This is a genomic window from Microbulbifer maximicatervae (SeqCode), assembly GCF_052467225.1.
This window is the reverse complement of record NZ_CP174303.1, coordinates 1860959-1875943: the sequence shown is the minus strand read 5'-3', so window position 1 is coordinate 1875943 and position 14985 is coordinate 1860959. Positions and strand designations below refer to the sequence as shown.

General features: G+C 45.2%; 12 protein-coding genes and 1 pseudogene. 9 read left to right on the top strand and 4 right to left on the bottom strand.

What is annotated here, in order from left to right; all coding sequences use genetic code 11:
• Window positions 1–404 precede the first annotated feature (404 nt).
• The 8 genes from ACJJIZ_RS08170 (at window position 405) to ACJJIZ_RS08135 (ending at window position 7908) form a co-directional block, all read left to right on the top strand.
• Complete coding sequence (locus ACJJIZ_RS08170) at window positions 405–902, top strand: hypothetical protein (RefSeq protein WP_444915789.1); 498 nt, start codon at window positions 405–407, stop codon at window positions 900–902.
• A gap of 571 nt (window positions 903–1473) precedes the next feature.
• Window positions 1474–2007 (top strand): hypothetical protein, encoded by a 534-nt coding sequence (locus ACJJIZ_RS08165; RefSeq protein WP_444915788.1) that lies wholly within the window; start codon window positions 1474–1476, stop codon window positions 2005–2007.
• Between the two features lie 843 nt (window positions 2008–2850).
• Entirely contained in the window at window positions 2851–3159 is a 309-nt protein-coding gene (locus ACJJIZ_RS08160; RefSeq protein WP_444895975.1) for a transposase, read from the top strand.
• A gap of 8 nt (window positions 3160–3167) precedes the next feature.
• Window positions 3168–4013 (top strand): IS3 family transposase, encoded by an 846-nt coding sequence (locus tag ACJJIZ_RS08155; protein WP_282933833.1) that lies wholly within the window; start codon window positions 3168–3170, stop codon window positions 4011–4013.
• A gap of 39 nt (window positions 4014–4052) precedes the next feature.
• Complete coding sequence (locus tag ACJJIZ_RS08150; RefSeq protein ID WP_444915787.1) at window positions 4053–4538, top strand: hypothetical protein; 486 nt, start codon at window positions 4053–4055, stop codon at window positions 4536–4538.
• A gap of 69 nt (window positions 4539–4607) precedes the next feature.
• Window positions 4608–5003, top strand: a complete 396-nt coding sequence (locus ACJJIZ_RS08145) for a hypothetical protein (RefSeq protein ID WP_444915786.1) — start codon at window positions 4608–4610, stop codon at window positions 5001–5003.
• Window positions 5004–5806: 803 nt separating this feature from the next.
• Window positions 5807–6526, top strand: a complete 720-nt coding sequence (locus tag ACJJIZ_RS08140) for an NYN domain-containing protein (protein WP_444915785.1) — start codon at window positions 5807–5809, stop codon at window positions 6524–6526.
• 524 nt (window positions 6527–7050) lie between these two features.
• Entirely contained in the window at window positions 7051–7908 is an 858-nt protein-coding gene (locus ACJJIZ_RS08135) for a PA4780 family RIO1-like protein kinase (RefSeq protein WP_444915784.1), read from the top strand.
• Between the two features lie 724 nt (window positions 7909–8632).
• On the opposite strand, the gene rho is transcribed toward ACJJIZ_RS08135, so the two are convergent.
• The 3 genes and pseudogenes from rho to ACJJIZ_RS08120 all read right to left on the bottom strand — a co-directional run bounded on the left by rho (window position 8633) and on the right by ACJJIZ_RS08120 (window position 12798).
• Window positions 8633–9571 (bottom strand): transcription termination factor Rho, encoded by a 939-nt coding sequence (gene rho / locus ACJJIZ_RS08130; RefSeq protein WP_444915783.1) that lies wholly within the window; start codon window positions 9569–9571, stop codon window positions 8633–8635.
• A gap of 761 nt (window positions 9572–10332) precedes the next feature.
• Window positions 10333–10483: pseudogene (locus ACJJIZ_RS08125) on the bottom strand (helix-turn-helix domain-containing protein); the annotation flags it as partial.
• Between the two features lie 95 nt (window positions 10484–10578).
• Window positions 10579–12798 (bottom strand): hypothetical protein, encoded by a 2220-nt coding sequence (locus ACJJIZ_RS08120; protein ID WP_444915782.1) that lies wholly within the window; start codon window positions 12796–12798, stop codon window positions 10579–10581.
• A 373-nt stretch (window positions 12799–13171) separates the two neighbouring features.
• Between ACJJIZ_RS08120 and ACJJIZ_RS08115 the strand changes: the two genes are divergently transcribed.
• Window positions 13172–13960, top strand: a complete 789-nt coding sequence (locus tag ACJJIZ_RS08115; protein ID WP_444915781.1) for an SIMPL domain-containing protein — start codon at window positions 13172–13174, stop codon at window positions 13958–13960.
• 91 nt (window positions 13961–14051) lie between these two features.
• Here the strand turns inward: ACJJIZ_RS08115 and ACJJIZ_RS08110 are convergent, their stop codons facing one another.
• Window positions 14052–14720, bottom strand: coding sequence for a DNA-3-methyladenine glycosylase I (locus ACJJIZ_RS08110; protein ID WP_444915780.1), 669 nt, complete (start codon window positions 14718–14720; stop codon window positions 14052–14054).
• Window positions 14721–14985 lie beyond the last annotated feature (265 nt).

Below are 14985 nucleotides of genomic sequence, written 5' to 3'. Positions count from 1 at the left end.
CTAGTGGCTTCCTCCCCACAAGACCTCGCAATGCTGCAGTTGCCATTCGCTAGTAGTTAGCATTTAATGGACCCATTAAATGGTGATCCTCCTACAGGGGACTTTCACCCCATTAGTTCACGCTCATGCTGGGCGTAATAAGTCAAAGCAGCAACGCTGCATGTCGTGTGCTAGACAGCTTTTCCGCGGCTTCGCCGCTCCAAAACTGCCGCTGTTTGAGGCGTTCAGGCTGTAGAAAAACTAAATTATACTTGTGAGGGTTGAGGTTGATTAAATATCGATCAAAAATCGTGATCCTGCGTGAAATCTGGCTCAGCTTTCACTGACAAAGACTCAATTTTTTACGTACAACCATAATATGAAAAGTAGGGTGAGTTTTTCTACACCCTCGTTAGCATGCAATCATGAAAAAACTATTATTTACGACATTATTATTGTTTTCTTCTTGTTCTTATGCACTCACCTTGGTAGAAGCAGGAATGGGAGACTCCTGTGACAGCCTCCTAAGGGGATTCAAGGAAGAGGGTTTCGATCCGGTTCTAAAAAATGATGGTGAAATATTTATTGGTAAAGAGTATTTCGGGAAAGAGGGGCATCTAAAGATTCAATGTTTTAACGATATCGGGCTTTACGATGTGGTTTTCTTTACAACGGAGGTTGAATTTGAAAGAGCAAAAATACTATTTAGGAAAATATATAACGTTTCGGCAGAAGCGCTAGGTTCTCCAGATGCGCTCCTAACCGAAATTGCCAACAATCCACCAAATCCTTATTCACGTAGGAAAAAAGGGGAAAAGGTGTTTTGCTGGAACAGATTGTATAAAGAAACAAGTTTAGAAATAGGAAAGAATCGAGACCACTGGTACGTAAGATTTGCTACGGGGGACGAGTCTCAATGCTAAATCGGGTAGCCGGTAGTTTTTAGCTACCGGCCCCCACACCACCCATCGTGTAGGTCCACAATGGGCAATTCCGTATCTGTAATGAATTTCTACTCAACGATCACTACTGTGTTCAACTACATTTTTTAACCCACGATAGTGGCTAGCGGATTGGGTCTATTTGTGAGTCAGCGGCCACCTGACAGCTTCATAGCAGCAAGCTAAACAGATCTCCCCAGATAAGAACATCAACTTTTACTACACAACTGCATCATTGACCCTACCCGCTTGATCACCCGGCTTCGGTGTCCTTGGCCACCTCGCCTTCAGGCTAAGCCTTATATGATATTTCTGTCCGTCAGCTCGTAGTTCTGCTAGCGGCTTCCTCCCCACAAGACCTCGCGGTATTGCAGTTGCCATTCGCTAGTAGTTAGCATTTAATGAAATCCATTAAACCGTGATCTTCCTGCAGGGGACTTTCACCCCATTAGTTCACGCCCATGCTGGGCGTACCAAGTAAAGCCAAAATCGGCCTTGCGGGCCTGGACTCGCTACGCTCGCCGTTACTTTAGGCGTTAAGTGTACAAAGGAAATGAAGCTACTCATACTTACAATTGCATCGATTGCACTTACTGGTTGTATTGAACCAATTCTTTTTACAAGTTGTGCCGTAGAAAAGCCATTTACTTCGTTAGTTGAAAAAACGAAGTACTTCGAGGCAAAAATGGTTTTTACCAGCGAGCTAGGTGAGCATGAGGCAAAAACAACCATCCAGTGCAACGTAGTAGATTATCTGTGCCACGCCGGAGAAATGGGGCTTGCAGAGGTCTGGGAAACAGTCCCGGCCGAGAGCATCACTTTATCAGCACCGCTCTCAGATAGTGCCACATTTAAAATAGGCACCCCAAACTGTTCTGGGCTAGTAAACTCTAACAACGCATATTTAGCAGGGCGAGAAAGTTATAGCTATTGGCAAAAGCCCAGAATTGAGTCGGCTGCTGAAACAACGAATGTGTCAATTTGGTATCCAGAGCATCGTAAAAAATTTGATGGCTTAGGTATCAAAGGGTTTAAATTAACTGTGGTGCAGGTAGATAGTCCTGCACTTAAATCGGGTAACCGGTAGTTTTAGCTACCGGCCCCCACACCACCCATCGTGCGGGTTCGCAATGGGCGGTTCCTATCCATAATGAATCTCTACCCAACGATAGTGTCGAGCAGATCTTCATTTGAGTTGAGTGTCATGGCAGTGCGCTACATCAACTTTAACCGACTGGAAACATATCAGTAGGCTAGCCCTGTCTTTCAACTCGTGGATTTAGGTTCAGGCCTTCACCCTGTCCAAGGTATTAATCTTGGCATTTGGCTACGATGCCTTCTGCTGACTTCTGTTTAATCACCCTACTCATTACTGAGCGGAGCCCTGCTGTGTTCCACCATTTTTTTCTATCCCCGCGATGGTGGCTAGCGGGCTGGGTCTATTTATGAGTCAGCGGCCACGCTGACAGCTTCACAGCGGCAAGTTAAACAGATCTCCCCAGATAAGAACGTGAACTTTCACTACACAACTGCATCATTTACTCTACCCGTTAGATCACATGGCTTCGGTGTCCTTGGCCACCTCGCCTCCAGGCTAAGTCTTATATGATGTTTCTGTCCGTCAGCTCGTAGTTTTGCTAGCGGCTTCCTCCCCACAAGACCTCGCGGTATTGCAGTTGCCATTCGCTAGTAGTTAGCATTTAATGAAGTCCATTAAACGGTGATCTTCCTACAGGGGACTTTCACCCCATTAGTTCACGCCCATGCTGGGCGTACCAAATCAATCAACTACGCGCCTTCGGCGCCGGACAGCTTACACTGCGCTTCGCTTCGTTCCAGCTGCCGGTTATTGAGGCGTTATACATAAGACTTACCCACGTTTAGTAGACACCCTGTATAGTTAGGTTTAGGCCTAACACGGAGGTGTATTATGGGTAAGAAAAGAACTCAGGCGTATACGGAGGAGTTCCGCAGAGAAGCAGTTAAGAGAGCGGAAAAGCCTGGAGCAACAACGGCTTCTGTGGCGCGAGAGCTAGGCGTCAGCGCACAGCAGATCTACAACTGGCGTCGTCAATTTAATCGACTGTCTGATAAGCAGTTCAATAGTTTAGACGGTGTCGACTATTCCAAACAGGAAAGCGCTGAAGTTCGCAAACTCAAGAAGGAGCTGCATGAAGCTCGTCAGGAGGTTGAGTTTCTAAAAAAGGCAGCTGCGTACTTTGCGAACCACCAAGAGTAAAGTACGCATTGATACAAGAGCATGTAGGGTCATTCCCGGTTAGCTTGATGTGTCGGTGTTTAGAAGTCTCAAGATCGGGTTATTATCGATGGCGGGGGCGATTGCCATCTGCTCGCACGATTAGAGAGATACGAACAATCGAGAAAATCCGAGAGACGTTTGTTGAGTTTAAAGGTCGTTATGGCGCGCCTAGAATTGCTTGCGAGCTTCAAGAGTTAGGTGAGCCATGCTCGCGGAACTACGTCGCTAAGCTTATGCAGCAGGAACATATTAAAGCGAGAAACGGCAAAGGCTTTCGATATAGTCAGCCCGTAGAGGGGAGCATTAACGTCTCCGCCAACTTACTTAAGCGTTGCTTTGATGTGGATCGACCAAATTGCCGCTGGACCAGTGACATTACGTATATCTGGGTTCTGGATAGGTGGCTATACCTCGCGGTAGTTATGGATCTGTACTCTCGACGTATTGTAGGTTGGGCATTCGACTCGCAGATGACCGATGAATTGACACGTCGAGCATTGAAAATGGCCCTAGAGCGACGACCAATAAAGCCTGGACTGCTAGTTCACTCTGACAGGGGTGTGCAATATCGATCGCAGAAATACCAGGATCTCTTGTCCGAAAGCAAGTGCAAACCGAGTATGAGTCGCCAGGCTAACTGTTGGGATAATGCGGCAATGGAATCATTCTTTAGCAGGCTAAAAGTCGAGCTGGTCTATGCCGGAACATTCGAAAGCGAAGAGCAAGCAAAATCTGAGGTGTTTGAATACATTGAGATTTTCTACAATAGGGTTCGTAGGCACTCTGCATTGGGCTATGTAAGTCCAGCAGAGTATGAACGAAAATACGCATAGTTAGAGTGTCTACTTTTTGTGGGCAAGACCAGCTCTCATATGAACGAAGCTGAAGTACTTGAATATTTAACCGACAGTGATGGTAGCACTAGGGATATTACGTTTACTCCAGCCACTTTGGCTTGTGTCGAAAAGTTCATAAAGCTATTTCTCGAGGAATTCAGCGATGGCGAGCTTCTAGATCAAGACGGTGAAGTAGTTGAAATGTCTTCGGAAAGTGTAGTGTCTTACATCACACAACGTGAAGAAGGTTGTATTCATGGACAGCTGAAATCTAGAGATAGCTTTGTAAGCCAAGTTCATCTGTTTCTCGATTGGTCTGAAGGTGAAAAAATAGCTGTTGAAATATCGTATTTCCCAAACGATCTTTGCGGTGATTTTACTACATCGATCTTTTTCGAAGCTTTGAATAGTTGGTGGGGTGCTCTACAGGCCGATGAGGTATTCGTTAGGTATGAAAATGCTAGCTGGGAGTTTTATGATCCCGAGGGGCTGGGAGTCTTTTATCATGCTGTCAAGGCCTAGCTAGCACATGTTGTCGGACTAGTTTTCCGCTGTGCTCCAAACCAGCCGTAAATGCGGGCGTTATGAACGATGAAGACTCGGGCCACATTTGTTTTTTTTCTATTTTTAGTTGTCAGCTGTACGAAGCGATATGATATTTCGCTAATAGTCAATGAAGCTATCGGCTTCAAGCCTAAAGAGGATTTCGTAGTTGTCGCGCGGGAGAAAGCTTCTGACATTGCAAAGTATTTCGGTGACTATAACGAAATTTTCTATATAGAGATGTCAGAGCATGATTATGCTTCACTCATGAAGATCGTTGAGGAGGGTGGGTCTTGGAAGCTTCAGCCTAAATCTAGTCTTCCAGGCAGTAGTAACTTTCCAGAATGGGAAAAAATCATGTACTTCAAACAATATGGTCTTTTGACAATCCTCAGAGTACGTGGCGACAGACGTGCGATTACTATTCAGGTCTACGAGCAGTGAGGCTCATAATCGGCTAGCCGGTAGTTTCTAGCTACAGGCCCCCACACCACCCATCATGCGAGTCCGCAATGGGCGGTTCCCTATCCGTAATGAATCTCTATCCAACGATAGAGTCGAGCAACTTTTGAGTTGAGTGTCATGGCAGTGCGCTACTTCAACTTATCCGACTGGAAACATATCGGTAGGCTAGCCCTGTCTTTTAACTCGTGGAGTTTGGGTTCAGGCCTTCACCCTGTCCAAGGTATAAATCTTGGCATTTGGCTACTATGCCGTCGGCTAACTTCTGTTTAATCACCTTGACCATTACTGACCGAGGCGCTGCTGTGTTCCACCACTCTTTTCTACCCCTCGATGGTGGCTAGTGGGTTAGGCCTACTTATGAGTCAGCGACATGCTGACAGCCTCACAGCAGCAAGCTAAACAGATCCCCCCAGATAAGAATGTGAACTTTCAATGCACGACTACATCATTAGCTCGGCTCATTAGCTACATAGCTGCGGCATCCTTAGCTACCTTGCCTCCAAGCTAAGCCTTATATGATGTTTCTGTTCGTCAGATCGTAGTTTTGCTAGTGGCTTCCTCCCCACAAGACCTCACAATGCTGCAGTTGCCATTCGCTAGTAGTTAGCATTTAATGGAATCCATTAAACGGTGATCCTCCTACAGGGGACTTTCACCCCATTAGTTCACGCCCATGCTGGGCGTACCAAGCGCATGTTGTTCGCCGCTATCACGGCCGGACTGCTTACGCTATGCTTCAGCCGCCGCAAATGTGAACGTTACGCGTAAAGGAATAGCTGTACATGTCAGAAAGTGAAAATAATAAACTTGCTGTTTTAATTGATGCGGATAATGCACAAGCCGCTATTTGCCAAAAGCTTCTGGCTGAAATATCAAAGTTCGGTATTGCTAGTGTTAAACGAGCGTATGGTGATTGGACTACTCCAAACCTGAAAGGGTGGAAGCAGCACCTTCACAAACATGCCATACAGCCTGTTCAGCAATTTAGCTATACGCAAGGAAAAAACTCGACCGATTCATCACTAATTATTGATGCAATGGATTTACTGCATGAGGGAAGATTGGATGGGTTTTGTTTAGTATCTTCCGATAGTGATTTCACTCGACTTGCGAATAGGATTCGTGAAAGTGGTCTCTATGTATATGGCTTTGGTGAGAAGAAAACGCCGGAGCCCTTTGTCGCTGCCTGTGACAAGTTTGTCCACACTGAAGTTCTAAGAAAAACTGATTCCCATAAGATCAAAGATGAGTCAAAGAATCCCAAGTTGAAAGAAATCGTTATCGATGCAGTGAACGCTGTAGCTAGAGATGATGGTTGGTCCTCGTTGTCTGCCGTCGGTAGCTATATAACAAAGAATACACCGTCATTTGATTCAAGAAACTACGGCTATGACAAACTTGGAAAATTGGTTAGAACATTGAGCTATCTTGAGTTTCAAGAGCGGAGCTTCAATGAGCAGGCATCAAACGTACATATATACGTTCGAGAGCGGTCCGCGTAAATCGGGTAGCCGGTAGTTTCTAACTACCGGCCCCCACCCCACCCATCATGCGAGTCATGAATGCTAACAAGTTGGACCTACTTACCAGCCAGTAGCCGCGCTGACAGAATCGCTGAAACAAATTACACACATTCCCCAAGATAAGAGCATAAAATTTCACAAATCAGCTGCATCATTAACCCTATCCATTAGATCACGTGGCTTTGGCACCCTTGGCCTACAGACTAAGCCACATAGGATGTTTCTGTTCGCCAACTCATAGTTTTACTCGCAGCTTCCTCCCCACAAAACCTTATGGTATAGCTATTCGCTGGTAGCTAGAGGTCATTAAACGGTGATCTGCCTACTGGGGTCGTTCACATGTCAAGTGCGATTCTTATTGCCCCCACCCTTTACGCGGGCATTATAGGGCCCCATAATCGCTCTTTATCCATAAGCAAGATTAGATTTCCTGCCTCAAATACACATAGAAATATGTCAATAGCATATATGATTAATTGCCGAACACTCAAAGCTGGTATCTAGTGAAAACTCCCAAACGTCTACAGCCTCTCATCGATGATGGCTTAATCGATGAAGTTATCAGCCGCCTAATGAGCGGCAAAGAAGCCGATATATTTATTGTCCGTTGTCGTGGCGAAATTCGTTGCGCCAAAGTCTATAAAGACGCAACTAAGCGCAATTTTAAAAAGGCCGCACAGTACCAAGAAGGGCGTAAAGTTCGTAGTGGTCGTCAAGCACGTGCCATGCAAAAACGGTCAAATTATGGCCGCCAACAGCAGGAAGAGATTTGGCAAAATGCCGAAGTTGATGCTTTATCCCGTTTAGCACGCGCTCATGTACGAGTTCCCAAGACTTTTGGTTGTGTTGACGGTGTATTATTGATGGAGTTAATCACTGACGAAGCAGGCAATGTCGCACCACGGCTTGGCGATGTGACAATGTCAGAAGAGCAAGCAATTCAAGATCATGCATTAATGATTCATTACATCATGCTCATGCTTCACGAGGGAATTGTACATGGTGATTTATCCGAATTTAACGTCCTAGTGGATGATTCCGGCCCTGTGATTATCGATTTACCCCAAGCTGTTAATGCCGCTGCCAATAACAGTGCACAAGAAATGTTCACTCGTGACGTCGACAATATGCGTCGTTATTATGGCAGATTTGCCCCCTCTTTATTACAGACTCAATACGCCAAGGAAATGTGGGCACTGTTTGAAGAGGGTAACTTAACGACTAGCTCAACGCTCAGCGGCAAGTTTGATGATGACGATGGCAGCGCCGATGTCGATGCCGTGCTAGAAGAAATCAAAGCGGTGATGCAAGAGGAACTGGAACGGAAAGAGCGCATACGTGAATCTTCAGAAGATGCATAAATTTAGATGAAAGCACCCGGTTTAGTAAACTTATTGGTTGCAGTGGGTATTGTTTATTATCCTATTGCACAAATTAGTGCACACACACATTAGAACACCCAAAGGCTGGAGGATACTGTGAACTGTAGAGCAAGCTCTCTTTCTGGGGGTTCCTACCTTTTGATTTACAGGTAAGAGAGATTAAGTTCTGGGAATTGATATGCAGATTTTTGGAAATGCTATTTTGGATAAAAGAGTGGTAATCGTGTTATAGAGTATTTGGGGTAGAAGTAGATTAGCAGGGTGTGGCTGAGAGGAAACGCCGGCAATCCCTATTCGGTGTATCCAGCGTTTATCGAGTTGGATGCAAGCTTGCTTTACCGTCTCCACTGTTCCCACCAAACCTTTAAAGCGGCCTTCAAAGTTCTAACTGAGATAAAGCCAGTGTTTTGCTGAGATGCCCAGCCGCTCAAGGATAAGGAGCGCTTTTGGGGGGGCTAAATGCCGGCCACTCCAGTCTACTAACGCCAAATAGTGATTCAGCTGAATGGGCAACCCTTTCGGCATATTAAGGCCACATTTCCACTAAGCTCTTCATTGAGCAATATCTTGTAAAAACACACCAGAGAATCGAAGTGTAAAGCCCTCGACTAAATAACGGCTGTCCCAGTAAGAACTCGGTCGCTAAATAACTAACTCCAAAAATGCTAAGCGGCTAAATACTATCCTTAAACTTAACTAAAAATTAATGGTCAAGTAACTCCGCATTAGTCGGGTACTTTTCAAGGAGTTCAATAAGCTTTTTAGTGCCATCTACAGGATTTAGGTTAGCAAGAGTTCTTCGTAAAGCTCTTATCGTTGCAATATCTTTCGAGTTAAACAGGATTTCTTCACGGCGAGTACTGCTTTTAGCAATATCCAAGGCAGGGAAAATTCGCTGTCTCGCAACTTCCCTGGACAATACTACCTCCATATTTCCAGTCCCCTTAAACTCCTCAAATATCACCTGGTCCATTCGGCTTCCGGTATCCACGAGTATCGTTGCCAGAATCGTAAGTGAACCACCACCTTCAATCTTCCTCGCAGCACCAAACAGCTTTCTGGGGACCTCCATAGCCCTGGCATCTATCCCGCCAGACATTGTACGTCCCCTGCCACTCTGCTGTGCATTATGTACCCGTGAAAGTCTTGTCAACGAGTCAACCACGATCATCACATCCTGGCCTTCACCGGCTTCCTTGCAGGCCCTACCATGGAGTTCATTAGCTACTCGCACATGCTCTTCATAGCTATGATCAGAAGAAGACGCATAAACTTCGGCCGGTACACTTCGCTTAAAGTCAGTAACCTCCTCTGGCCTTTCATCAATAAGCAAAGCGTACAGCTTTATTTCGGGGTATGCCTCTCCCACTGCTTGGCAGATATGTTTCAGCATAGTGGTTTTGCCACAGCCCGGTGGAGCCACAATCAAGCCACGCTGCCCCTTACCAATTGGCGTAATCAAATCCATCGCCCTTACCGTAAGTTGCTGAGAACCAGACTCAAGGCGAATAGGCTCAGATGGATTAATAGCTACTCCATTTAAGAACCGTTTCTTTGGATCAGAAGTATCCTCTTCCTTTTTATAAGCCCTCTTAGGCTCCGTATTTCTCTTTACCTTTAAGGATAATATTTTTCTGGACATAACATGCTCTTTATAAATCAATCGAGACCGGGGAGATTATTAATGATTGTCGATGGCTGGACAAAAGATTAGTACTCCCCCAAATTGGATACTATAGCCAGAACTTGCGGCTAAGCGATTACCCTATCGAACCCAAGGCAGACAAATAGTCCTATTAAAACATGAGAGCACCGATTGACGTCAGCCGTAACCATCGAAACACCAACCATAAGGTTGAAAAAAACGAAGATTCGTTTCTGATTGAGGGTTCACTCCAGGACACCCACAGATTGAAAGATGACACTGGAAATAATACAGGCTTTCCACGTTAACGGCCATTTCTCCTAGTCTGTGTAGCGCGAGGTGGAATGCTGAAAAAATTATACTTTAGGTTTGAGAATTACGTAACTTTGGCTAAATCGGAGGGAGTGGATTTAGGACCAGACCTTCACTATATCTAAGGCATTAGTCTTGGCATTAGGCTACTATGCCGGCGGCTGGATTTTGTTTAATCATCACGGCCGTTATTGACCGAGGTGCTGCTGCGTTCCACTTTTTTTATCCCCAAGATGGGGGCTAGCGGGCCGGGCCTACTTATGAGTCAGCTCCATAGTAACAAGTTAAACATATCTCCCCAGATAAGAATGCGAATTTTCACTACACAACTGCATCATTGACTCGGCCAGTTAGATCACCCGCCTTCGGTGTCCTTGATCACCTCGCTTCTACGCTAAGTTTTATGCGTTACTTCTGTTCGTCTACTCCCATTCTATTAATGGCTCGCCCCCACTTGAAACAGCTTCCTTGTACCGATAAGAAAGAGTCTCTCGATACCCCCAGTATCTTACAAGCATTGGGTATATTGCAGAGTTCTTCTGCCAGGTTTAGTAAACCGGTCTTGTGTTTGATGATGTGATCATTAGCATGGATTATGGGGTTTATCCTTGGTTTTGCTTTTAGATTTAGGCACCCTCATCAAAACCGGTAAACCCCCTCTTTTCAAGAAAATGTATCAGGGTTGATCTGAACTAATCCAAATTAGCGCTATTTGAGTGGTAAATCATCGCTTGCCAAACATTTTGCTGACCACTCACATAGTTGTCATAGGTGGGGTTTTTAATATAAGTCCAGGCCACTTTTCCATCGCCTAAGTACATAGGTTCATCCAAACCACCCCATCCATAATTAGGTAACTCGATTGGCCCTTCAAGTACGTTTAGATCTGCATCGACTTCCATTACATAAAAGGCTTTTGGCACTAATAATCTTTTAGAGCCGCTATCGGCATAAATACGGTTATAGGCCAGGTTATCAGAAATACACTGGAACTTTGCATACCCAAATAAGTAACGTCCATTTTTTAAATCAATAAGTTGTGGGTCACTAATTTGGCAATCATCATCCTCAACCAACCAATTAAAACCCTGGCCTTCCATACTACCGGTAGAACTGACTTTGGCGATGCCAATACGGGTTAAAGAGCTGGAATCTAGTGCATCACCGGAATAAAGTCCCTGCCTTGTTATTGTGGAGAAACTATCATCATCTTCCCAGTAGTTATAACTCATATAAGACAGGAAACAGTTGGTAGTGTCATAGCCTGCACAATCTTCATCAAACGGACCAGCATCAGAAGAATCAACTCCAACTTCATCCTGCAGGAACCGGACCATATCTGCATCTTCAATATATTTAGGAGAAACAATAAGTGAAAGATTTGTATCAGCATCTACAGGCACAACCGTATGTCCCCCACCATTAGATACCATCGCCGACGTTGAAGGAACAAAGTGATTGAAGCGCCCTTCTGTAGATGAGCTGGATGTTTCCATCTTTACTGCAATGGTACCCAGTTGCCCGTGTGTACTGCCTATCCAGTCGTTCCAATCACTGGTGCAAATTGCTCCATAAAGCTCACTGTCCGGATTATAAAATGAGCGAATATTAATCACATGTCCATCGCCACAGGCCCAGTACCAACCGCGGTTATCTGAGCTGGTCATATCGAGGGACCAATTGTCACGGTCTATCACCGTTAACCCCGCCGAGTAGTGAGAGCTCCCATTACCATCAAATACTCGTGCCGACACAGAGAAACCATAGCTGCTGCGGCCTTGGCTATCATCTTCAACACGAATCAGCTCTTGGGCACCAAGGTGGGTGCCACCATGCATCTTATTCACTACGTAGGCATCAGGAACTTCATCCAGCGACTGGCTTTCCCACTCCAATAGCCAGATTTGTTCGTTATATTTGTAACTGGCATCGCGAATATGCTGCAACAAATCGTCATAGTCACCAGAAGAGAGACTGGTAATAATGTATTCCATCTCCTCCTGCATATCAGACCCTTTAATCGTGCTGAACGAGGGAGAATCTCCAAAATCAGTATCGGGGAAGTTTGCTTCCAGCCCGGCAAGAAAATCATCGAATGTCAGAGTCGGGTGCTCTGTAAAAAAGTCGATATACTTACCGTGATTGGTTGCCACCATAAGACCAATTTCATTGGCTATACGGGATTCAATCAAGTCAATATTGTCTTCCATTTTCATCCAGCTTGAGCCGTATTGCTCAACTAGATCTACCTCCACATCATAGCGTTCGCTGGCTTGATATTCTGTATTACACAGTACCGCCACTGTGGAACAGTTAGCGCTGACGGCTATACCGTGGGATTCGTAGCATTGATTTAAAATCGTGGCATTACCCGTTGGTTCAAAACTGGAGGTATCTGGATCATACTGCAACTCATATACAGAACCGTAAGTGGTATCCGCAGCACTGCTCCCCTCTGACAAAGTAGTGGAAACAAACATCCTGGGAGTATCGGTATCTGTTGCGCAGGTCGCCGTATAGTTCCGAATTGGAATATCAATATCCTCTTCGTCCTGCTCGCCATCAGTGCGCGCAATATAGTGGGCCATCTGGTAGACCTCACGAGCGTTGTTCATACCTTCTGGTAAAGTCACATCAATCGCAGTCAGTGAAGCAAAGCCCAAGTCAGTGACTTCTACATCCCCCACCACAACCGTGGTCCCTACATTATCTGAAATCGGAGTATCATCATCACCGGAAGTCCCTTGACCGGAAGTCCCTTGACCGCCACTTCCACTACCGCCCTGGTCACTGCCGCCATCTGTTGACGAAGTGTCTGAATCCGAGGAGGAGCTGCCTCCACCACCGCCACATGCAGCCAGCAGCGCCGTCAAAGCAAGCGCTATTAATTTCTTATTAACTAGTAAACCCATCAGTTCTGCCCAACTTGTATGCCGCTAAAATTTTTTGTTATTACTTGCTGCCATTAACTAAGTTTGTATACCCAATGTGGCAGCGGGCGTGAACTTTAAAGGAATGCAATCGATTGTCTGTGAACTGGTTTTCGAAATATCCGGAGGGCGATAAGCGGTAATCCTTCGCCGATCAACGGTGCCGGGCCACCAAGTGGTTGAGATATCACTGCCCAGACAGGAATTGGGCAATAGTTTGAGCACAAAGGTACTGGCTAGCTATTACAGCTGTAACAATTAGCTCCAAATTTGTAAAACCGATATAGTCTCGCTGAAATACACTGGACCAGTACTGTACTGGAAGATCAACTCCTCCCTACATGGAAGTGTCAATATGAAAAGACTAGCCTTATTTGCTGCACTCATCATTCCCACCCTGTCACAGGCCGCTCCTGAAATTACGGGTACTCCACAAGACTTACGCGGTCTGATTTATCCGGAGTCCAGAATTGTTACCCTGCATGGCAACGCAAAAGAGACCGCTTACTCTGATCAAGCCATTGTGAATGTGATTGTCACGACTGAGGAGCCATTGTTATCAGACGCCATTGCCAGCAACAGCTCCCTGCGAAAAAACTTAACCCAAAGCTTAATCAAGGCTGGAATAGACGGATCCAAGATCAAGAATTCCAAATTCTCATCTTCTCCCCAATTTGGATGGCTGGGCAAAAACCCATCCAGCTATAAAGTAATAAATAGAGTAGCGGTAACAATAGACCAGGAAAATCATTTACAGGCAATCGCAGAACTAACTGACCAAAATAAAGAAGTAGATATAGTAAGTACCTCTTTTGAACATTCAGAAACCTCTGAATACACAGAAAAAGTACAATCCAAGGCACTGGCAAAAATTATGGAGCAAAAAGCAGATTATGAGGAGACGCTCGGTATTCAACTAATTCCAGTTAATATCCGTACAAAGAATATCGGCTTTTATGGGACAGCGGGTGCTGGTGCGGTGGAAGAGGTTGTCGTTACCGCTGCCAGGGGTAGAGCTGGAAAACTAAAAGATAGTTTTTCGGACTCCTATATCGAAACAGAAACTAGCTCATTCGACGAGATCCAGTATGAAGCTTCATTGTCGGTGGAGTTCCAGGTTAGACCGGTACACATAACTGAGTAAACTTCGATCAAACAGCGAGGCCGGCAGAAGCCGTGAATAGTGGTTTCTGCCAAACTGATACCCCACTTACCGACCCTGGATCCAAGCATGCCTACCCAACAGAGAAGGATAATATCTGGCTTATCTCGTTAAGGCTGCGATTTGACTGCGCTTGCCAGATTTCCATGGTTTCTTTCAACGCTGCCCAGTCTTTTTTGGAAGACGGAGACTTATCAACAACACCTTCCCGAATAAGTGCACGAATGGTATCACTTGCAAAAACCAAAGTATCAACTCCCATTCGTCTTAGAAATACTTGGGCAGTCTTACCGCCGAGTCGATCACCACCTTTACGCAAGTAGAGAAGATTCTCAATATAGTTGCCTGTATTCCAGCTAGAGAAATACGCACCCAAGCTTCCATGCTCATTAGATAAATGCCAAAAGAAGTCTGCATTTCTTTGAATGGAGCGAGTTTTAGTCCAGTGTTTGATCATACCGTCCTGCCGCATTAGGTCATCTAATGCCTCCTCCGGTAAGTAACGACAGAACGAAACATCAAAGCCATAGAAGATCTTCTCTATATCCGGCCACTTTTTTTCAACAACCTTCCAACTAAAACCGGCTTGAAAAACAGCCCGGGATGCCGATGACAACCACTGACTATCATGTATCTCTCTCAAGAGCTGCGCAGGCTTTGGCTTCACCAGCTTCGACTGAAGTCCGTCTAACCCTCCAAATCGATCAATCACAGGTGCCTCAATGGCGGCGAACTCACGCATAATTCAGACCTTCCAGTAAATCTATCTCCATTCTACGCCTATAAATAGAAATTCAAAGCATTTAGATTTTTAGCGGAATACTAAAAAGGTGGTGCGTGTTTATCCTGCCCAAACAACACGAAAAGCCAATTGACTCTAGAAGTTAATATTTCAGAAAGCTGAAAAAGAAAAGGACATTTCAACTTCCCCAACAAATAAAGGGGAGCTAGCTCCCCTTTATTTACATGATACTTAAGTAGAGATATAAAGAATAATTAGCTACCCA

What these genes read in the sequence shown, in the direction of transcription:
- ACJJIZ_RS08170 (WP_444915789.1), top strand. Translation starts at nt 405, where the DNA reads ATGAAAAAACTATTATTTACGACATTATTATTGTTTTCTTCTTGTTCT.
- ACJJIZ_RS08165 (WP_444915788.1), top strand. Translation starts at nt 1,474, where the DNA reads ATGAAGCTACTCATACTTACAATTGCATCGATTGCACTTACTGGTTGT.
- ACJJIZ_RS08160 (WP_444895975.1), top strand. Translation starts at nt 2,851, where the DNA reads ATGGGTAAGAAAAGAACTCAGGCGTATACGGAGGAGTTCCGCAGAGAA.
- ACJJIZ_RS08150 (WP_444915787.1), top strand. Translation starts at nt 4,053, where the DNA reads ATGAACGAAGCTGAAGTACTTGAATATTTAACCGACAGTGATGGTAGC.
- ACJJIZ_RS08145 (WP_444915786.1), top strand. Translation starts at nt 4,608, where the DNA reads ATGAAGACTCGGGCCACATTTGTTTTTTTTCTATTTTTAGTTGTCAGC.
- ACJJIZ_RS08140 (WP_444915785.1), top strand. Translation starts at nt 5,807, where the DNA reads ATGTCAGAAAGTGAAAATAATAAACTTGCTGTTTTAATTGATGCGGAT.
- rho (WP_444915783.1), bottom strand. Translation starts at nt 9,571, where the DNA reads ATGTCCAGAAAAATATTATCCTTAAAGGTAAAGAGAAATACGGAGCCT.
- ACJJIZ_RS08120 (WP_444915782.1), bottom strand. Translation starts at nt 12,798, where the DNA reads ATGGGTTTACTAGTTAATAAGAAATTAATAGCGCTTGCTTTGACGGCG.
- ACJJIZ_RS08115 (WP_444915781.1), top strand. Translation starts at nt 13,172, where the DNA reads ATGAAAAGACTAGCCTTATTTGCTGCACTCATCATTCCCACCCTGTCA.
- ACJJIZ_RS08110 (WP_444915780.1), bottom strand. Translation starts at nt 14,720, where the DNA reads ATGCGTGAGTTCGCCGCCATTGAGGCACCTGTGATTGATCGATTTGGA.